Annotated in this window: 15 protein-coding genes and 1 pseudogene; 3 read left to right on the top strand and 13 right to left on the bottom strand. The window is 58.7% G+C overall.

What is annotated here, in order from left to right; translation table 11 throughout:
- Positions 1 to 375 precede the first annotated feature (375 nt).
- Positions 376 to 1,707, top strand: a complete 1,332-nt coding sequence (gene rimO, locus EKL29_RS00840; protein ID WP_120451707.1) for a 30S ribosomal protein S12 methylthiotransferase RimO — start codon at positions 376 to 378, stop codon at positions 1,705 to 1,707.
- On the opposite strand, the gene EKL29_RS00835 is transcribed toward rimO, so the two are convergent.
- The 6 genes and pseudogenes from EKL29_RS00835 to EKL29_RS00810 form a co-directional block, all read right to left on the bottom strand.
- Positions 1,704 to 2,153, bottom strand: a complete 450-nt coding sequence (locus EKL29_RS00835) for a DUF4385 domain-containing protein (RefSeq protein WP_126688609.1) — start codon at positions 2,151 to 2,153, stop codon at positions 1,704 to 1,706. The genes rimO and EKL29_RS00835 overlap by 4 nt on opposite strands.
- On the bottom strand, positions 2,150 to 3,055 hold the full coding sequence (gene gsiD, locus EKL29_RS00830; RefSeq protein WP_120451703.1) for a glutathione ABC transporter permease GsiD: 906 nt from the start codon (positions 3,053 to 3,055) through the stop codon (positions 2,150 to 2,152). Before gsiD ends, EKL29_RS00835 begins: the two co-directional genes overlap by 4 nt.
- A gap of 9 nt (positions 3,056 to 3,064) precedes the next feature.
- Positions 3,065 to 3,985, bottom strand: coding sequence for a glutathione ABC transporter permease GsiC (gsiC, locus tag EKL29_RS00825; protein ID WP_120451701.1), 921 nt, complete (start codon positions 3,983 to 3,985; stop codon positions 3,065 to 3,067).
- Positions 3,986 to 4,034: 49 nt separating this feature from the next.
- Positions 4,035 to 5,570: a glutathione ABC transporter substrate-binding protein GsiB gene (gsiB, locus tag EKL29_RS00820; protein WP_126688608.1), complete on the bottom strand. Its 1,536-nt coding sequence runs from the start codon at positions 5,568 to 5,570 to the stop codon at positions 4,035 to 4,037.
- Positions 5,571 to 5,609: 39 nt separating this feature from the next.
- A pseudogene (gsiA, locus tag EKL29_RS00815) lies at positions 5,610 to 7,455 on the bottom strand (glutathione ABC transporter ATP-binding protein GsiA).
- 9 nt (positions 7,456 to 7,464) lie between these two features.
- Positions 7,465 to 8,424: an isoaspartyl peptidase/L-asparaginase family protein gene (locus EKL29_RS00810; protein WP_120451695.1), complete on the bottom strand. Its 960-nt coding sequence runs from the start codon at positions 8,422 to 8,424 to the stop codon at positions 7,465 to 7,467.
- A gap of 225 nt (positions 8,425 to 8,649) precedes the next feature.
- Between EKL29_RS00810 and moeA the strand changes: the two genes are divergently transcribed.
- A complete protein-coding gene (gene moeA, locus EKL29_RS00805; RefSeq protein ID WP_126688607.1) occupies positions 8,650 to 9,885 on the top strand; it encodes a molybdopterin molybdotransferase MoeA in 1,236 nt (411 codons plus the stop codon).
- Positions 9,885 to 10,640: a molybdopterin-synthase adenylyltransferase MoeB gene (moeB, locus tag EKL29_RS00800; RefSeq protein WP_126688606.1), complete on the top strand. Its 756-nt coding sequence runs from the start codon at positions 9,885 to 9,887 to the stop codon at positions 10,638 to 10,640. Before moeA ends, moeB begins: the two co-directional genes overlap by 1 nt.
- A 56-nt stretch (positions 10,641 to 10,696) precedes the next feature.
- Here moeB and EKL29_RS00795 read toward each other — a convergent pair whose 3' ends face one another.
- From EKL29_RS00795 to EKL29_RS00765, 7 genes are all read right to left on the bottom strand, one after another.
- Positions 10,697 to 12,289 carry an ABC-F family ATPase gene (locus EKL29_RS00795; RefSeq protein WP_120451689.1) on the bottom strand — a complete coding sequence of 531 codons (1,593 nt, stop codon included), beginning with the start codon at positions 12,287 to 12,289 and terminating at the stop codon, positions 10,697 to 10,699.
- Positions 12,290 to 12,464: 175 nt separating this feature from the next.
- Positions 12,465 to 12,866, bottom strand: coding sequence for an H-NS family nucleoid-associated regulatory protein (locus EKL29_RS00790; protein WP_120451687.1), 402 nt, complete (start codon positions 12,864 to 12,866; stop codon positions 12,465 to 12,467).
- A 428-nt stretch (positions 12,867 to 13,294) separates the two neighbouring features.
- Positions 13,295 to 14,779, bottom strand: a complete 1,485-nt coding sequence (locus EKL29_RS00785; RefSeq protein WP_126688605.1) for a sugar porter family MFS transporter — start codon at positions 14,777 to 14,779, stop codon at positions 13,295 to 13,297.
- A gap of 283 nt (positions 14,780 to 15,062) precedes the next feature.
- A complete protein-coding gene (locus EKL29_RS00780) occupies positions 15,063 to 16,598 on the bottom strand; it encodes an efflux transporter outer membrane subunit (protein WP_126688604.1) in 1,536 nt (511 codons plus the stop codon).
- A 1-nt stretch (position 16,599) separates the two neighbouring features.
- Positions 16,600 to 18,168, bottom strand: coding sequence for a DHA2 family efflux MFS transporter permease subunit (locus EKL29_RS00775; protein ID WP_120451681.1), 1,569 nt, complete (start codon positions 18,166 to 18,168; stop codon positions 16,600 to 16,602).
- The gene (locus tag EKL29_RS00770) at positions 18,165 to 19,304 is read right to left on the bottom strand and encodes an HlyD family secretion protein (protein WP_126688603.1); all 1,140 of its coding nucleotides are present in this window, start codon (positions 19,302 to 19,304) and stop codon (positions 18,165 to 18,167) included. The genes EKL29_RS00775 and EKL29_RS00770 overlap by 4 nt, the downstream gene beginning before the upstream one ends.
- Before the next feature lie 146 nt (positions 19,305 to 19,450).
- Positions 19,451 to 20,560, bottom strand: a complete 1,110-nt coding sequence (locus EKL29_RS00765; RefSeq protein WP_126688602.1) for an SLC13 family permease — start codon at positions 20,558 to 20,560, stop codon at positions 19,451 to 19,453.
- Positions 20,561 to 20,568: the final 8 nt, after the last annotated feature.

Genomic DNA, 20,568 nt, shown 5'->3' with positions numbered 1-20,568 from the left:
TTAGTCGACTACGGCGACAGGCGTCCGCAGCTGCCCTATTATCTGCTTATTATTGAATTCACAGTAAATTTGAATCCCGGATTTAAGCACCAGGCCGCATTAAACTCAACCCTGTTATGAGTATTGACAATTTTTGCCTGCCTGGCAGCGTTGATTTTTTGTCGAAATTACCAGAAGTTAGCCCGTAAATGACTGGCCGCGACTTTTTCACTTATTTACGTAACGGGCGCGCGACGGCCCGCTTTCCTGGCAGACGCAAGTGGCGCTTATCTGTCTGAAATGCCCCACGAATTCCCCTATAAATAACGCTACAACTTTCAGCGAGACGCAGGTAAAATCGCGCGCCATCGCTGTGCAGAACCCGGAAACAGAGCCATGTCCAATACCAATACTACACTGCCGCCGCGCGTGGGCTTCGTCTCGCTCGGCTGTCCTAAAAACCTTGTGGATTCAGAACGTATCCTGACGGAGCTGCGTACTGAAGGCTACGACGTTGTGCCGCGTTATGACGACGCTGAAATCGTCATTGTAAACACCTGCGGTTTTATCGACAGCGCGGTGCAGGAGTCGCTGGAGGCGATCGGCGAAGCGCTCAATGAGAACGGCAAGGTGATCGTCACCGGCTGTCTCGGCGCGAAAGTGGATCAGATCCGCGAGGTTCATCCAAAAGTGCTGGAGATCACCGGCCCGCACAGCTATGAACAGGTATTGTCCCATGTGCACACCTATGTGCCGAAACCGCAGCATAATCCATTTTTAAGCCTGGTGCCGCAGCAGGGCGTTAAGCTGACGCCGCGTCACTACGCCTACCTGAAGATTTCCGAAGGCTGCAACCATCGCTGCACCTTCTGCATTATCCCGTCGATGCGCGGCGATCTCGACAGCCGCGCCATCGGCGAGGTGCTGGATGAGGCTAAACGTCTGGTGGAAGCGGGCGTAAAAGAGCTGCTGGTGATCTCACAGGACACCTCCGCCTACGGCGTTGACGTCAAACACCGCACCGGTTTCTGGAACGGCCAGCCGGTGAAAACCAGCATGGTGGGTCTGTGCGAACAGCTGGCGAAGCTCGGCGTCTGGGTACGTCTACACTACGTCTACCCTTACCCGCACGTTGACGACGTTATTCCGCTGATGGCGGAAGGCAAAATCCTGCCCTATCTGGACATTCCTCTGCAGCACGCCAGCCCGCGCATCCTGAAGCTCATGAAGCGTCCGGGCGCGGTGGAGCGTACGCTGGAACGCATCAAGCGCTGGCGCGAAATCTGCCCGGAGCTGACGCTGCGCTCGACCTTTATCGTCGGCTTCCCCGGCGAAACCGAAGAGGATTTCCAGCTGCTGCTCGATTTTATCCGGGAGGCACGTCTGGACCGCGTGGGCTGCTTCCAGTACAGCCCAGTGGAAGGCGCAACCGCCAACCAGCTGCCGGATCAGGTTGACGACGCGGTGAAACAGGATCGCTTCGACCGCTTTATGCAGCTGCAGCAGCAGATTTCCGCCGAGCGTCTGCAGGAAAAAGTCGGCCGTGAAATCCTGGTGATTATTGACGAAGTGGATGAAGAAGGTGCTATCGGCCGCAGCATGGCGGACGCGCCGGAAATCGACGGCGCGGTCTACCTTAACGGCGAGCGCGGCGTAAAACCGGGCGACGTTATCCGCGTAAAAGTCGAGAACGCCGACGAGTACGACCTCTGGGGAACGCGCGTTTAACCGTATCGCTTCTGATGCGCCTGCTTGCGCGTCAGATAGTCCTGATCTTCACGCAGTCGATCCCAGTACGCTTTGAAAACGGCCGCCGCAGCGGCCTTTTCTTCGTCGACGCCGCGCGGCAGCTCATTGCCGTCGGCGTCATACTTGCGCCCGCCCTTGTGGTTGCTGTAGCGGCGCGCGCGGGTATACCCCATCTGAATAAACTTGCGCGCCATATCCATACCGACGAAATCATCCTGCGCGCGATAGGCTTCAAACATCTCCATGATTTTCGCCGCAGAGGCTTTGGCGATCGGCACAGTGCGAAAACGCCAGTGCGGCAATATTTCGCTTTTATAGGGTTCCACCATCAGCACGCCCTGCTCGCCGCGCCCGACCTGATAACGCTCCGGGTTCTTACGGAAGTCGATGGTTTTAAAGTCCTGCTCGTAATCGAATTTTTTCATGTCTTGAGTTTAGGATCGAGCGCGTCGCGTAGCCCGTCGCCAAGCAAATTAAATGCTAAAACCGTGAGAAAAATCGCGAGGCTGGGGAAAATCGCCACGTGGGGCGCCATCACCATATCGGCGCGCGCCTCGTTGAGCATCGCACCCCACTCCGGCGTCGGCGGCTGCGCCCCCAGGCCGAGGAACGACAGGCTGGCGGCGGTAATAATCGAGGTGCCGATACGCATGGTGAAATAGACCACAATCGACGACACCGTGCCGGGCAGAATATGGCGCAGCAGGATGGTGGCGTCAGAGGCGCCAATGCTGCGCGCCGACTCGATATAGGTCTGATGTTTCAGCACCAGGGTATTGCCGCGCACCAGACGGGCAAACGCCGGGATGCTGAAAATCGCCACCGCGATAATCACGTTGCTCATGCCGCTGCCCATAATCGCCACCACCGCAATCGCCAGCAGAATGCCGGGAAAAGCGAACAGCACATCGCAGATACGCATGGTAATGCGATCCCAGGCTCCTTCGTAGTAGCCCGCCAGCAGGCCGAAGAACGTGCCGATCGCCGCGCCAATCGCCACCGAAAAGAAGCCGGCAATAAGCGAGATGCGGGTGCCGACCAGCACGCGGCTGAAGATGTCGCGTCCAAGCGAGTCGACGCCGAACCAGTGCATCAGCGACGGCCCCTGATTGAGCCGGTCGTAGTCGAAGTAATTCTCTGCGTCGAACGGGGCGATAAGCGGCGCGATAAACGCCAGCACGATCAGCAGCAGCACAAACAGCCCTGACGCCATCGCCACCGGCTGACGGCGAAAGCGTCGCCAGAACTCGCTCCAGGGGGTGCGAACCCGATTTTCCGTCGTCAGCGGCAGGCTTTTCAGCACCGCTTCGCGTCGCCAGTTTTTCATTGCGACTCCTTACCTGTAGCGAATGGCGGGATTGATTGCCGCATAGAGCAGATCGACAATCAGGTTAATCAGGATGAACTCCAGCGAAAAGAGCAGCACTTCGGCCTGAATCACCGGGTAATCGCGCATCTCCACCGAATCAACCAGCAGGCGGCCCAGACCGGGCCAGTTAAAGACCACTTCTACCACGATAGAGCCGCCGAGCAGAAAGCCGAACTGCAGGCCCATCATGGTCACGACCGGGATCATGGCGTTGCGCAGGCCGTGTTTTACCACCACCAGCGATTCGCGCACGCCTTTGGCGCGCGCGGTGCGCATATAATCTTCCTGCATCACCTCGACGAACGAGGCGCGGGTAAAGCGCGCCATTACCGCCGCCACGGCGGCACCCAGCGTCACCGAAGGCAGAATGTAATGTTTCCAACTGCCCGCGCCGACGGTCGGCAGCCAGCCTAGCTCCACCGAGAAAATCTGCATCAGCAGCATACCGAGCGCAAAGGCGGGAAAGGAGATGCCCGATACCGCCAGCGTCATGCCCAGGCGATCCGGCCAGCGGTTACGCCATACGGCGGAGACGATGCCGATCGCCATGCCGAAGATCACCGCCCAGACCATACTGGCCAGCGTCAGCCACAGCGTGGGCATAAAGCGCGTGGCAATCTCTTCGGCCACCGGCCGCTTCGACACCAGCGAGTGGCCGAAGTCGCCCTGCAGCGCATTCAGGATAAAGTGCCAGAACTGCTGCGGCAGCGGCTGATCCAGCCCCAGCTCCTGGCGCACCAGCGCCACCACCGTGGCGTCGGCGTCCTGACCGGCGATCAGACGCGCCGGATCGCCCGGCAGCAGGTGAACGAACAGGAACACCAGCACCGCCACAATCAGCAGCGTCGGGATGAGCCCGAACAGACGTTTAATAAAATAGTTAAGCATGCGAAATCCTGAGCAGCGGCGGCCAGCCCATGCGGGCTGGCCGGTCGGATTACTTCAGATCGGCCTCGTCAAAGCTGAATGAGGTGTCGGGCATCACATAGAACCCGGTCAGCGACGCGCTGTTGGCGGAAACCAGCTGCTCCACCACCAGCGGGATCCACGGATGGTCGTTCCAGATCTTATCCTGCGCGTCTTTATAGAGGCTGGCTTTGCGCTCGCGGTCCGTGGTTTTCAGCGCATCGGCCAGATCTTTATCCACCTGCGGATTGCTGTAAAACGCGGTGTTAAAGATGGCTGGCGGCCAGGAAGTGGTGGCGAACAGCGGCGTCAGCGCCCAGTCAGCTTCACCGGTAGAGGCAGACCAGCCGGTATAGAACATGCGTACGCCGCTCTCTTTCTGTCCTTTGCTCTCAACCTCGGCGGCGCGCTGACCGGCGTCCATCGCCGTGACTTTCACCTTCACGCCCACCTGCGCCAGCTGCTGCTGGGTAAACTGCAGCACTTTTTGCGCGGTGCTGTGGTTATGCGACGACCAGAGCGTGGTTTCAAAGCCGTTGGGGTAGCCCGCTTCCTTCAGCAGCTCGCGCGCTTTGGCCGGGTTGTACTGAATCGCCGGGTATTTTTGCGCAAAGTCGATAGTCGGCGGCACGATGCCGGTCGCAGGCGTCGCATAACCGGCAAAAGCGACTTTGGTCAGCGCTTCGCGATTGATTGCATACTCCAGCGCCTCACGCACTTTCGGGTTGTCGAACGGCTTCTGAGTGACGTTCAGGCTGATATAGCGCTGCATGATCGATGGCGACGTCACTACCTTCAGCCTGGGATTCTTCTCCAGCAGTTTGGCCTGTTCGAAAGGGATTGGGAAAGCGAAGTTTGCTTCACCGGTCTGCAGCATCGCTGCGCGGGTATTGTTGTCTACCACCGGACGCCAGGTGATGCTGTCGAGTTTCGGATAGCCTTTTTTCCAGTAGCCGTCCCATTTTTTCACCTTCACGTAGTCGGTCTGGTTCCAGGTCACAAACTCATAGGGACCGGTGCCAACCGGGTGAAAGCCGATCTCTTTGCCATATTTTTTCAGCGCGGTCGGCGAAATCATCGCGGCCGCCGGGTGCGCCAGGTTATTAATAAAGGCGGAAAAAGGCTGCTTCAGGGTAATTTTCACCGTGGTGGGATCCACCGCCTCGGTGGTGGCGATATATTTAAACAGGTTGTAGCGCTTGAGATGGTTATCGGGGTTGCTGGCGCGCTCAAGGTTGACCTTGACCGCTTCAGCGTTGAAATCGCTGCCGTCCTGGAACTTAATCCCCGGACGCAGCTTGATGGTATAGGTCAGGCCGTCCGGGCTTGCCTGATAGCTTTCTGCCAGCACGTTGGTCAGCTTCATATCTTTGTCGAAGCCGAACAGCCCCTGGTAGAACGATTTCGCCACCGCCTGCGACAGCGTATCGTTGGCGTCATAGGGATCGAGCGTGGTGAAGTTCGAGCCGACGGCGATAACCGCATCTTTTGCCGCCCAGGCGGGCAGCGCCGCCATGGCGCCGATCACGCCCGCAGCCAGTAACCCTTTACGCATTGTGTTGTGCATCGTGTTCTCCTGTAATCCCTGCCTAGTGTGATTGTGATGTCAGGTGCTGCTGATAGCATGGCGCGCGACGAAGTGCCCTGGCGCAACCTCAATCAGCGGCGCGACCTCAGGTTCGTCGCCCAGCGCGCGCACGGCGCTGGGGATCTCGTCGACCATCAGCGCGCGTTCGCGCCGACGATGCGCCGGATCCGCCACCGGAACGGCGGCCATCAGCTTGCGCGTGTAAGGGTGACGCGGCTCCTCAAATACCGCCTGCCGCGGCCCCATTTCAACGATCTGTCCCAGATACATAACCGCCACGCGATGGCTAATGCGTTCCACAACCGCCATATCGTGGGAAATAAACAAGAAAGCGATGCCGAATTCACGCTGTAGATCGAGCATCAGGTTGACGATCTGCGCCTGTATCGACACGTCGAGCGCCGACACCGACTCATCGGCGATCACCACTTTGGGATTGAGTGCCAGCGCGCGCGATACAGATACGCTGGCGCTGGCCGCCAGAGAACTCATGGGGATAACGCTGTGCATGCTCCGGCAGCAGCCCGACCTTTTCCAGCAGCCAGGCGACGCGCTGTTCCGCCTCGCGGCGTGACATGACTTTATGCACCAGCAGCGGCTCCATGATGGAGAAGCCCACCGTCAGCCGCGGATCGAGCGAGGCGTAAGGGTCCTGAAAAATAAACTGAATATCGCGTCGCAGATGCGCCAGCGCCGAACCGGAGAGCGTGTCGATACGCTGGCCGTTAAAGGTAATAGTGCCGCCCTGGCTCGCCACCAGCCGCAGCAGCGAGCGTCCGGTAGTGGATTTGCCGCAGCCTGATTCACCGACCAGCGCCAGCGTCTCGCCGGCGTAGAGATCGAAGCTCACCTTCTCTACCGCGTGCACGCGACGTTTGACGCGGTTAAGCAGTCCGCCGCGAATATCAAAGCGCGTCACCAGATCGCGCACCTGCAAAATGGGGGGAATATCGCGGCGCGCCGTGTCCTGCGGCGTTTCCGGCTCGCTCTCCGCTCCGGCATGCAGCAGCGGAAAGCGGGCGGGCAACGGCTGGCCGCTCATCGCGCCGAGTTTGGGCACCGCGGCCAGCAGCGCCTGGGTATAAGGCTGCTGCGGCGCGTCGAACAGCTGCTGCACCGGCGCGCTCTCCACCACGTCGCCGCGGTACATCACCTGTACGCGGTCCGCCATTTCGGCCACTACGCCCATATCGTGCGTGATAAAAATCACGCCCATATGCATCTCTTTTTGCAGCACGCGGATCAGCTGCAGAATTTGCGCCTGAATCGTCACGTCGAGCGCCGTTGTCGGCTCATCGGCGATCAGCAGCGCAGGACGGCACGACAGCGCCATCGCAATCATAACGCGCTGACGCATGCCGCCGGAGAGCTGATGCGGATAGCGCGACAGCACGCCCTGCGCTTCGGGAATGCGCACCAGATCGAGCATACGGCGCGCTTCCGCCAGCGCCTGCTGATGGCTTTTCCCCTGATGCAAACGGATAGATTCTGCGATCTGCTCGCCGACGGTGAATACCGGATTGAGCGAGGTCATCGGCTCCTGAAAGATCATCGCCATGTCGGCGCCGCGCACGCGTCGCATCACGCCCGGGGTGGCGCGCGCCACGTCCAGCAGATCGCCGTTGCGTCGGCGCAGCAGAATATCGCCGCTGACTTCGCCGCCCGCCTGTTCGATCAGCCGCATCAGCGCCAGCGAGGTGACGGATTTGCCGGAGCCGGACTCGCCGACGATCGCCAGGGTCTCGCCGCGCTGCACCTCCAGCGAGAGGTCGCGCACTGCCTGCGTCACGCGCCCTTCATGGCTGAAGCGCACGTTAAGATTGCGTACCGCCAGAACCTGCTCCGGCGCCATTTGCTGCGTCATGCCTGCTCCTTAGCCTTCGCGGTAGATGCCGACCTCAGCCTCTTCGCCCACGCGCGCAAAAGCGCGATACATGCCTTCGCTGTTAAACGGCAGCGCTACGTTGCCGAAGCGGTCGACAGCGATCAGGCCGCCGCTGCCGCCCAGTTCAGGGATGGCGTCGTGGATAACGTTTACGCAGGCCTGCTGCAGCGAGTGGCCGCCGTAGCGCATCTGCGCGGCGATATCATAGGCCGCCAGCGTGCGGATAAAGACCTCGCCCGTGCCGGTACAGGAGACCGCTACCGTGTCGTTGCTGGCGTAGCAGCCCGCGCCCGGCAGCGGCGAGTCGCCAACGCGGCCCGCCTGTTTATTGGTCATGCCACCGGTCGAGGTCGCAGCGGCCAGGTTGCCTTCCGCATCGATCGCCACCGCGCCGACGGTGCCGAATTTACGGTCGGGATCCAGCGGGTCGCCCGCTTTCGCCGCGCCGTCGTGATCCAGCACCATTTCGTCGCTGGCCAGCGCGCGCTGCAGCTGCTCCCAGCGTTCCGGCGTCGAAAAATAATCGGGCTCGACCTGTTCCAGGCCGTTATCCCGCGCGAACTGCTCTGCGCCCGCGCCGATAAAAAGCACGTGCGGGCTGACCTCCAGCACCTTGCGCGCCGCCAGCACCGGATTGCGCAGGCGCGACACGCCCGCTACCGCTCCGACTTCCAGCGTGCGGCCATCCATTACGCAGGCATCCAGCTCGTGGGTGCCCTGATGGGTAAAGACCGCGCCCTTGCCAGCGTTGAACAGCGGGCACTCTTCAAGCAGCCGTACCGCCTCGGTCACGGCGTCCAGCGCGCTGGCGCCCTGCGCCAGCATGCGTTGTCCTGCGGTGATGATATCGGTAAGCGCCTGACGATACGCCTGCTCTTTTTCTGCGCTCATTGCCGAGCGCGTAATGGCGCCTGCCCCACCGTGAATGGCGATGACTGCTTTAACCATAACGCTTGCCCTGTCCTTTTACCGGAGTGAAAACACTGATTTAAAATGGTTTTCAGCCAAATTAAATGATTTTTGACTATAGAAAGCCTGTTAAAACTTGTAAAGAGGAAACTGGCGCGGCGGCCATAACCTTTTGTTGTGGCTTATGCCGCAGCGGAAATGTGACTCTGCTGACAATTAGCACCATAATAGGCAGCAACTGTCTTAACACAGGTTGCAAACACAATGGAAAGCTTTACCTCAGGGTTAATTTCTCTTGAAGAGGCGCAGGCGAAAATGCTGGCGCAGCTTCAGCCTCTCCGCGATCGCGTCAGCGTGCCGCTGGCCGATGCAGTTGGCCGCATTACCGCATTGCCGGTCACCTCGCCCATCGACGTGCCGCCCTTTGATAATTCGGCGATGGATGGTTATGCCGTGCGGCTGGCCGATATTCAGGCCGATCGGCCGCTTCAGGTGGCGGGCAAAGCCTTTGCCGGCGCGCCTTTTAACGGCGACTGGCCGACGGGCAGCGTGGTGCGCATCATGACCGGCGCGCCGGTACCACCCGGCTGCGACGCGGTGGTGATGCAGGAAGAGACGCGCGAAGTCGACGGCGGCATTGTGATTAACGCGCCGGTGAAAGCCGGACAAAATATCCGCCTGATCGGCGAAGATATTCGGCGCGACCAGCCGGTGCTGGCGGCGGGCGTGCGCCTTGGCGCGGCGGAATTACCGCTGCTCGCTTCGCTCGGCCTCGCTGAGGTAAGCGTGCTGCGCAAGCTGCGCGTCGCGGTCTTCTCCACCGGCGATGAGCTGCAGCCAGTGGGCCAGCCGCTGGCGCCAGGCCAGATCTACGACACTAACCGTTTTACCGTCTCGCTGATGCTGCGCAAGCTTGGCTGCGAAGTGATTGATATGGGCATTATTAAGGATGACCCGCAGGCGCTGCGCCGCGCCTTTGAAGAGGCGGATCGTCAGGCCGACGTGGTTATCAGCACCGGCGGCGTCTCGGTGGGCGAAGCGGACTTCACCAAAACCATGCTCGACGAGCTGGGTGTCATCACCTTCTGGAAGCTGGCCATCAAGCCAGGTAAACCTTTCGCTTTTGGCCGCCTCGCCAGCAGCTGGTTCTGCGGGCTGCCAGGCAATCCGGTCTCGGCCGCCGTCACCTTCTATCAGCTGGTGCAGCCGCTGCTCGCCGCCCTGACCGGCCAGAGCGAGTCCCCGCTGCCGCCGCGCCTGCGCGCGCGCGCCGCCTCGCGCCTGAAGAAATCTCCGGGCCGCCTCGACTTTCAGCGCGGCGTCATGAGCCGCGGCGCGGACGGCGAACTGGAGGTGCGCAGCACCGGTCATCAGGGCTCGCACGTCTTTAGCTCTTTCGCCGCCGCCAACTGCTTTATCGTGCTGGAGCGCGAGCGCGGCGCGGTTGAGCCGGGCGAATGGGTTGAGGTTGAGCCCTTTAACGCGCTGCTGGAGGGGTAATGCTGCCCGAACTCAGCGATGAAGAGATGCTGCGCTATAACCGCCAGATTGTGCTGCGCGGCTTCGACTTCGACGGTCAGGAAAAACTCAAGGCGAGCCGCGCGTTGGTTGTCGGCCTCGGCGGCCTCGGCTGCGCGGCATCGCCCTACCTGGCTGCGGCGGGCGTAGGCGCACTGACGCTGCTCGATTTTGATACTGTCGCGCTGTCCAATCTGCAGCGTCAGATCCTGCATCACGACGCAGATATCGGCCGCGCCAAGGTCGCCTCGGCGGCTGAGAGCCTGGCCGCTATCAATCCGCATGTGCATATCGATACCATTAACGGCCTGCTGGAAGAGGATGCGCTTGAGGCGTTAATCGCCGGACATCAGGTTGTGCTCGACTGTACCGACAACGTGCAGATACGCGAACAGCTTAATCGGCTCTGTCGGGCGCAGCGCGTGCCGCTGGTTTCCGGCGCGGCGATTCGTATGGAAGGCCAGATTAGCGTGTTCAACTGGCAGCCCGGCACGCCCTGCTATCGCTGTATCAGCCGTCTGTTTGGCGAGCAGACGTTAAGCTGCGTCGAGGCGGGGGTAATGGCGCCGCTGGTCGGCGTCATAGGCGCCATGCAGGCGATGGAGGCGATTAAAGTTCTGACCGCCTTTGGCGCGCCCGCCGCGTCGCGGCTGCTGATGTATGACGCGATGAGCGCGGAATTTCGCAGCGTGAAGGTCGCGCAGGATGCGCACTGCGAAGTGTGCGGCCATAAATGATAAGGGGTAGCGTACGCTACCCCTTAATACTGTCTGTCAGAAAGAGAGGGTGATCTTTAGTAAATACCCTGGCTGCGCAGATAGTCTTCGTAGTTGCCGGTAAAGTCGATCACGCGGTCCTCTTTGATCTCCAGCACGCGCGTCGCCAGCGAGCTGACGAACTCACGGTCGTGCGAAACGAAAATCAGCGTGCCTTCATACATCTCCAGCGCCATATTCAGCGACTCGATCGACTCCATATCCAGGTGGTTTGTCGGTTCGTCCATAATGAGAATGTTGGGTTTCTGCATCATCAGCTTGCCGAACAGCATGCGCCCTTTTTCACCACCGGAGAGCACCTTCGCTGGCTTTTTGATATCGTCATGGCTGAACAGCAGACGGCCGAGAATGCTACGTACCGCCTGCTCGTCATCGCCCTCTTGCTTCCACTGGCTCATCCAGTCAAAGACGCTAAGATCGTCAGCGAAGTCGGCGGCGTGATCCTGCGCATAATAACCAATGCGCGCGTTCTCTGACCATTTAACGCTGCCGCTGTCCGGCGCAAGTTCGCCCACCAGCGTTTTCAGCAGGGTGGATTTACCAATACCGTTGGCGCCGATGACCGCCAGCTTTTCACCGACCTCAAGCAGCAGGTTAAGATTTTTAAACAGCGGGCCGTTATCAAAACCTTTACTCAGCGCTTCCACTTCCAGCGCATTACGGAACAATTTTTTATCTTGTTCAAAACGAATAAAAGGGTTTTGACGGCTGGACGCTTTAACTTCATCCAGTTTGATCTTATCAATTTGTTTCGCGCGCGAAGTCGCCTGACGCGATTTAGAAGCGTTGGCGCTAAAGCGGCTGACAAAAGACTGCAGCTCGGCAATCTGCGCTTTTTTCTTGGCGTTGTCCGCTAATAAACGTTCGCGCGACTGGGTGGCCGCCGTCATATACTCGTCATAATTACCTGGATAAACACGTAATTCGCCGTAATCGAGATCCGCCATATGCGTACAGACCATATTCAAAAAATGACGGTCGTGCGAAATGATGATCATGGTGCTTTCGCGCTCGTTCAGCACCTGCTCAAGCCAGCGGATAGTATCAATATCCAGGTTGTTGGTTGGTTCATCCAGTAACAAAATATCAGGATTTGAAAATAACGCCTGCGCCAGCAGCACGCGTAATTTCCAGCCCGGCGCAATTTCGCTCATCGGGCCATAATGCTGCTCTACCGGAATACCGACGCCGAGTAATAACTCGCCCGCGCGCGACTCGGCGCTGTAGCCATCCATTTCGCCATAAAGCGCTTCGAGGTCCGCAACTTTATAGCCCTCCTCTTCGCTCATTTCCGGCAAGGCATATATGCGGTCGCGCTCCTGCTTCACTTCCCACAATTCATGGTGGCCCATGATGACGGTATCGAGCACGCTATATTGTTCAAACGCAAACTGGTCCTGCCTTAACTTGCCGATACGCTCGTTGGGATCGTAAGAGACATTACCGCCGGTTGGCGCCAGGTCGCCGCCGAGGATTTTCATAAAGGTGGATTTACCGCTGCCGTTTGCACCGATTAAACCGTAACGATTACCTCCGCCAAATTTTACGGAGATATTTTCGAACAGTGGCTTGCTGCCAAACTGCATGGTGATATTGCTGCTTACTAACACGGCATTAACCTTTATGGCTGAGTGAAGGAAAAAACGGCGGCCATTATGCCAGACATCGCCTTGCGCATGCCAGCGCCAGGCGTGCGGCCTGAGGCAAGCCGCTGGCAGCGGGGGAAAAATAAAAAGCCGATGGCTGTTTAAGCCACCGGCTCCCACTTGCAAGGATTGGGTAAATTTAGCCGATCAGGAAATCGTCAAGGCTTTTGCCAGCGTCCAGCGCCTTTTTAATTGCCGCTGGGGTACGGCCCTGGCCGGTCCAGGATTTTACTTCGCCGTTTTCATCGGTATAAGAATACTTGGCCGGACGCGGCGCGCGCTTGGCGCGTTTTTTACCGGTTTCCAGCGCGCCCAGTAATTCATTTGGATCGATGCCGTCAGCCAGCAGCATTTCACGATATTTAGACAGCTTTTCTTCTTTTTCGCGGTTCTGCGCTTCTTCAGCTTCTACTTCTTCACGACGTTCGGTAACGACGACGGTTAATTTTTCCAGAATTTCTTCCAGATCGCTTAATGGCAGCTCGCGTGCCTGTGCACGTAATGTGCGAATGTTGTTCAGAACTTTAAATGCGTCACTCATTACAATGTCCTTGACTAAGGGGGTTAATAAAACTGTAGCGACAAGATTACCCAATTCAAATAAAAAAATAAATTAATTTTCTACTACAGAAAATTCCGAAGTCGGATCGTAAAATTTCCACGCGAAAACTTAAGTGTATTCTCAATGTGTTATTAACGATGAATTAGCAATGACCTTGCAGATAAAAGCAGAAGGCTGAAATCGTTTTCATTGCCTGGTAACGGCTTTAATAGCGAATCGCCTAAGTCCAGAGCATCGATATAAAGCGCCCTGCAGGCGTATTTTACGAATAGTATCCCGCGGTGCCGCCTGCGTTTGTTGCGTCGAGGTTAACCAGAAGAGAGGACGAAAAAAGCTAACCCTCGGCACGAATGGATAAAAAAAAGCCGGCGCAGGCGCCGGCTCAGATCACAATTGATAACCTTTAATTATGATGTTTTATTTACCGGGCGACCCAGCGGCTTAGGAGCAGGCTCTTCATCATGCGAGAGCGTTTCATGCAGATAGTGTTCGATCTGCTCCAGACTGCGGTTACGCGTTTCCGGTACGCACTTAATGACAAATATCGCGCCTGCGATGCCCACCAGCGCAAAGATAAAGAATGCGCCCGCCAGACCCATGCTTGCCAGCAGAACCGGGAACATCAGCGAAATAAGGAAATTGGCGATCCACATAGCGAATACCGCGCCGCCCATAAAAATACCGCGCAGGCGCGTCGGGAATATTTCTGACAGCAGCAGCCAGGTGACCGGCGATAATGCGCCCTGCTGAAAGCTTAAAAACATTAACATGCCAAGCAGCACCATATAACTGCGCCACATATCGGGCTGGCCATTAACCGTTTCAGGCATAAAGAACGTGACCGCACCGATAAATACCAGACAGGCGGTACAGCCGAACTGGCCGAGCATGGTCATGGCGCGCCGGCCCATTTTCCCCAGCAGCCAGATACCGACTAAAGTCATTACCACCGAGATCGCACCGTTGGCGATAGTGGCGAACAGCGCCGCGCTGTCATCCATGCCGACCGCCTTCAGCATGGTCGGCGCGTAATACATAATGGTATTTACGCCGGTCAGCTGCTGAATCACCGCAATCCCCATACCGATAAGAAACAGCTTAAACAGCCAGGGCTTGCGCAGTTCACGCAAGCGTGGCCGCTGCTGCGCCTCTTCCGTCAGCGTCTCTTCAATCTCGGTCAGCTCCCAGTCGACATCCTGGGGCGCGCGGGTCCGTTCCAGCACTTTGCGCGCCTCGGCCAGACGCCCTTTCATGGCGTACCAGCGGGGCGTATCGGGCATAAACATCATGCCGAAGAAGAGCAGTACCGCTGGCAGCGTCGCGACCGCCAGCATCCAGCGCCAGGTCGTTTCGCCGCCCCAGGCGGCATTGAAACCCGCGTTAGAGATATAGGCGAGCATCTGGCCGGAGACAATCATCAGTTCCTGTAGCGTGACCAGCTGACCGCGTCGGTTAGCTGGCGCGATTTCCGCAATATAGACCGGCACGGTGGCTGCTGCGCCGCCGACCGCGACGCCCAGCACCAGACGGAAGAAAATCATCCATTCCACATCCGGCGCCATCGAGGTACCGAGCGCGCCGATAGCAAAGATAATGGCCAAAACGAGGATAATTTTTTTCCGCCCGGCCGCTGCCGCGAAATGACCTGACAGAAGCGCGCCGAAGGCAGCGCCAAACAGCAGGCTGCTGGTGACCAGACCGGTGGTAAAGGGCGTGAGATTGAGTTCGGGGCCCATAAACAGCAATGCACCCGAGATCACGCCGGTATCGTAACCAAATAACAGGCCGCCAAGCGTGGCGACCACGGCGATAACTTTAACGAAAGGTTCGGTGCGGGTGTTGCTGTTCGGCCCTGAGGCTTTATTTAGCGTAAGGTAGGATTCTCTGGACATGTTATCTCCTGGTGTTGTGCAGGTATCCAGTGAAACTAGATTATTTTTATCGCAAATATGAAATATGAAATATTAGTTTTGCGCGCTGAGTCATAGGCTCCGCTTATTTTTGCACCACAGATCACACTTATGGGGAGTAACGCTTTACCCGCCGCGATACTTCGTACCGTGCAAAAAATCCACGCAGGGATAAAAAGGAAATATTTATTTCAATAATATTGCGGCGGATATAGCGCTGTGGCGCGTCGGCTGCGACAGGCGCCGCAGCCGAAAAGGAGAAATATTAGCTGGCGGGGGTCGCCGGGCCGAAAACGTCGAACTGCGGCAGCGTGACGTTTTGGTAAGTCTCCCAGCCGCCACCCAGCGCCTTATAGAGCGCAACTAAATCGAGCGCGCTCTGCATGCGCGCCTGCGTCGCCTGCTCCTGCGCCTGCGCCAGCTGACGCTGAGCGTCCAGCACGTCGATAAAGGTTGAGATGCCCTGCCGATAGCTGTCGCTGGCCAGATCGAAGGCGCGCTGCAGCGAACCGGTGGTTTCGTCCAGCGCCGTTACCCTCGCCTGATCGGCGCGATAGCTCACCAGCGCGTTTTCCACATCCTGCAACGCGGTCAGCACCGTCTGCCGGTAGTCAAGGGCTGCGCTGGCCTGCTGGGCGCGCGCCAGCCTGACGCTGGAAACCAGCCGACCACCCTGGAAAATGGGAATCGACAGCGAGGGGCCGACGGAATAGAAGTGACTACTCCAGTTGTCGAGGTAGCTGACATCGGTATTGCGCACCCCAAGCTGGCCGGTGAGCGACAGGCTGGGGAAAAGCTGCGCCACCGACACGCCGATATTCGCCGTCTGCGCATGCAACGTCGCCTCGGCCTGCCGAATATCGGGGCGTCGACGCGCCAGCGTGGCGGGAATGCCGACCGGCACCATTTGCGGCAGCGCGGGCATCGCTTTCGGCGCGAAAAGCTCGTTATCCAGCGCCCCCGGCGTTTTGCCCAGCAGCACCGCCAGCCCGTTCATCGCCTGGCGCGCCTGCGACTGATACTGCGGCAGCTGCGCCTGCAGCGAACTGAGCTGCGCGCGCGCGTTTTCTACATCGGTGAGCGGCGCGAGTCCGTTGCGCTGCTGGCTCTGCGTCAGCTCCCAGCTCTGCTGCGCCACGGCGATTTGCTGCTCCAGCGTGGCGATTGTCGCCTGCGCGCCGCGCAGTTGCAGGTAGGCGCGCGCCACCTCAGCTTCCAGCGAGACCAGTGCGTCGTTGCGCTGCTCTATTGCCGCCTGGGTTTGCGCGTCGGCCAGTTCGACCTGGCGACGGACTTTGCCCCACAAATCCAGCTCCCAGCTGGCGTCGAAGCTGCCCTGATAAAGCGTTACCGGCTGCTCCAGGCTGCTTAGCTGACTGGCGGTATCGCTGTCGAGCTGGTCGGTGACGCCGTTTGCTTTCAACAGCCCCTCCAGCCCCAGCTGCTGACGCGTGACTTTCGCGCTGCCGTTCAGGCTGGGAAAGAGGCCGCCGCGCGCCTGCGCCAGCTCCTGACGCGCGCCTGCGATGCGCAGCACCGCCTGCTGCAGCGTCAGGTTGCCTTCAATAGCGCGATCGATCAGGCTGTTGAGCTGCGGATCGTTAAAGGTTTGCCACCAGCGCGTGCTGACGGCGCCGGGCTCGGTTTTCGACGCCTGCTGCGCGTCCAGCAGATGATAGCCCCCTGGCAGCTGCGGCTTCGGCGCTTCGTAATCGGGTCCGACGGCGCAGCCCGCCAGCCAGAGTGCCAGCGTCAGCAGGCTGAGCGGTCTCGCCACCTGGCGTGTAAAGGTAACCTTCATGTCAGTGTGCTCCTGCACTGCCTTCGCTCTTAATCGGCGACAGCAGCCAACAAAATGGAATCAAGATCAGGGCGATGATGCTTAAGCCCGTAAAGACGTCGATGTACGCCAGAATGCGCGCCTGCGCCACCATCTCCTGATAGAGCTGACCAGCCGCCAGCGTGGTAGGATCGCCAACCGCCGACGTGAAGTCGCGGATCGCCTGCCCCCAGTGCTGCACGGTAATGTTGAACTGCTCGTTAAGCGGCGTCATGTTGTGCACCATATGCGCCGAGCGTACCTGTTCGCGCTCGGTGATCGCCGCCGTTGAGAGCGAAATACCGATCGAGCCCGCCACGTTGCGGAACATGGTAAACAGTGCCGACGCATCGGCGTTGAGCTGCTGAGGAATGGTAATAAAGGCGATGGTGGTCAGCGGCACGAACAGAAAACCCAGCCCAATCGACTGCGCGCTTCGCATCAGTACCAGCGTTTTAAAATCAACATCCGGCGTCAGGGTCGACGAGTACAAAAACGCCAGCGTCAGACAGGTAAAACCGAAGGCGATGATATAGCGCGTCTGCACGCGCGGCATCAGGCTGATGACCAGCGGGATGGTCAGCACAATCAGGATAGCGCCCGGCGACAGCACCAGTCCCGACCAGGTGGCGGTATAGCCGAGATCCTGCTGCGCCAGCTGCGGCAGAACGACCGAGCTGCCGTAGAGGATCATCGCCATGCCCGCCATCAGCAGTCCTGATACCCAGAAGTTGCGGTCTTTCATCACCAGAATATCCACCACCGGCTTCCGGGCATACATCAGCCAGTAAACCGCGCCGACGATGCCCACCAGCGCCAGCGTGGCGAACAGCACGATAAAGTGCGAGGCGAACCAGTCTTCATCTTCTCCGCGATCGAGAAATACCTGCAGGCAGCCGAGACCCAGCGTAATCAACCCAATGCCGATATAGTCGATCTTCAGCCGCCCTTTCGCCCACTTGCGCTCCCACGGCGGATCTTCCAGCAGCTGATAGATCGCCAGCACCGTCAAAACACCGACCGGGATGTTAATAAAGAAGACCCAGCGCCAGCTGTAGTTATCGGTGATCCAGCCGCCGAGCGTCGGCCCGATAACGGGCGCGACGATAATGGCGATCGAGGAGAGACCGAACGCCTTGCCGCGATCTTCCGCCTTAAAGTAGTCAAGCAGCACCGACTGCTGTACCGGCTGCAAACCACCGCCGAAGAAGCCCTGCAGCACGCGGAACAGGATGATCTGCCACAGCTCGGTAGCGATGCCGCACAGGAACGAGCAGATAGTGAACATAACGATGCAGATCAGGAAGAACTGTTTGCGGCCGAACAGTCGACTGAAAAAGGCGGAGATCGGCAGTACGATGCCGTTCGCCACCAGGTAAGAGGTCAGCACCCAGGTCGATTCGTCGTAGCTGGAAGAGAGCGAACCGGCAATATGGGGCAGCGCCACGTTAACGATGGTGGTGTCCAGGATCTCCATGAACACCGCCAGCGTGACGGTCACCGCCACCAGCCACGGATTGCTGGAGGGCTGCCAGCTCTGTGCCTGGCTCATTCCACGGTAACCTTAGGTTCAACCGACAGGCCGAGCGGCAGCGGATGGTTCGGATCCAGCCCTTTGTCGATAACGATTTTCACCGGTACGCGCTGCACGATCTTCACGTAGTTGCCGGTGGCGTTCTCCGCCGGGAAGGTAGAGAAGCGCGAACCGGATCCCATCTGAATACTGTCTACGTGCCCTTCCAGCTGCATATCGGGCCAGGCATCGATGCTAATCGCCACTTTGTCGCCTGGGTTCATTCGCTCCAGCTGCGACTCTTTAAAGTTAGCGGTGATCCAGATATCGGGCGACACCAGCGAAAACAGCGAACTGCCCGCCTGCACCAGCGTGCCGAGCTGCACGTTACGTTTGGTGACGAAGCCGTCGTACGGCGCGCGCACCTGCGTATAGGAAAGGTTCAGCTCAGCGGTATTCAGCTGCGCCTGCGCCTGCGCGACCTGTTGCTGGCGCGCTTCCACATTGGTTTCCTGCTGACGGATCTGCAGCGCGACCTGCGAGGCGACTTCCACCTGCGCTTTGGCGCTCTGCAGCTGCGCCTGGGCCGAACGCAGCTGCGCGGCGGCGGTGTCGATATTGCGCTGGCTGGTGGCGCGTGGATCGACGCCGCGCTGACGACGGTAGTCCGCTTCAGCGTTTAACAGGTTCGCCTGCGCTTTCGCCTGATCGGCCAGCGCCTGATCGCGCTGCGCCGGATACTGCACTTTAGAGAGCGCCAGCTGCGCCTGCGCCTGATGCAGCTGCGCCTGCGCCAGTCCAAGCTGCGCTTTGGCCTGATCGCGCTGAGCGAGAGTGTCACGCGGATCGATCTCAACCAGCAGATCGCCCTTTTTCACCCGCTGGTTATCTTTGACCAGCAGCTTCACCACGTAGCCAGAGGTTTTAGGCGCGATAGTGACCGCGTCACCTTCGGTAAAGGCGTCGTCGGTGCTCTCTTCATTACGCGTCGTGAACCAGAACCAGAAACCGACTATCAGCATGATCACAACCACGATAGCGAGGATGATCAGCGGTTTTTTGCCGGGTCTTTTGCGCTCAGGCTGCTCGTTATCCTGTTCAGACTGCTCGCTGGAAGGATCCTGCTCTTTCTTTACATCGTCCTGATGGGATTCGCCTTTATCATTGTTGCTCATAGTCAGTTCCGCATAGCTAACGCCCTAATTCCAGGGCATAAAAGGTCAGATAAACAGTAGATGGTAAACTGACATTTTCCAGCGTTTCTTGACTTTTCCAGACAAAAGAGGCACAACCTGCAACATTTTTTTAAGCGCAGCGGAAGCTAATGCAACAGGCGCAGCAGCAGCCAGCCGCTGAGCATCGACCAGGCCAGCATCGGCAGAGAGAAGAGGTGAAACTGCCACCAGACGCGACGATCTTTCGCCATGCGCAGCGCAATCAGATTAGCCAGCGACCCTGGCAGCAAACCAAATCCGCCGATATTCACTGCCCAGGCGAAAACGTCGGAAGGCGGGATTTTCTGCAGCAGCAAAATAGTAGCGGGCACGTTGCTGATTATCTGCGACAGACCGATGGCCAGCAGATATATGGCGCAATCGCTGAAGCGTGATACGGCATCGAAATGCTGCTGCACAATCGGCAGGTGCGTCAGCAGGTAGACGTCGATAAACATCGCGATAAAGACCGCCAGCAGGCTCCAGTCGATGGCGATCAGCACTCTGCGCGCCATCAGCAAATAACAGCCAATGATGAGCAGTAGCGCCCAGCCGGTCATCTGCCACTCAAGCGCGGCGACAAACAGAAGATAGAGCAGGACGCTGACGGCAAACAGCGGCTTCTGCCACTCGCGGCTCTCGTCATCGCCATGCTTCTCAATGGCGCGCGGCTTAAAGCTGAACCACGTCAGCGCCAGCAGCGTCACCAGCAGCCAGACCGCCAGCGGCGTCATTTGCGCGATAAATCCCGCCACGCTGAGCTGGCCGTGACTCCACAGCAGGATATTTTGCGGATTACCTACCGGCGTCAACAACGAGCCCGCATTAACGGCCAGCGCTTCAAAGATGATCAGCCTGGACAAAGGCAGACGTGAATATTTGCGCAGCGTCAGGGTGAGCGGCACCAGAATAAACAGCGCCACATCGTTAGTCAGGAAGGTTGAGAGCAGCGCAGCGGCCAGCACCATAAACAGCGCCAGCGCGCGTTCATGTCGGAAGCGGCCGATCAGCCGCGCGCCCAGGACGTCAAAATAGCCGCTTACTTCCAGTCCTTTGGTTAACAACAGCAGGCCGCTCAGCGTAACGATAGTATGCCAGTCAACCGCACCAGGCAGATCCGCCCAGCGGAAATTCGCCAGCAGAAGCAGTACCGCGCCAAGCGCTAACAACAGATGCAGAATACGATCATGCAAAAAAGTGCGCAGCACGGTTAACATGTTAGCGG

Source organism: Pantoea sp. YU22 (assembly GCF_003970755.1).
GTDB lineage: Bacteria > Pseudomonadota > Gammaproteobacteria > Enterobacterales > Enterobacteriaceae > Pantoea > Pantoea piersonii.
Note: the sequence above shows the minus strand (reverse complement) of the source record. Positions and strands in the feature narration are given on the sequence as shown.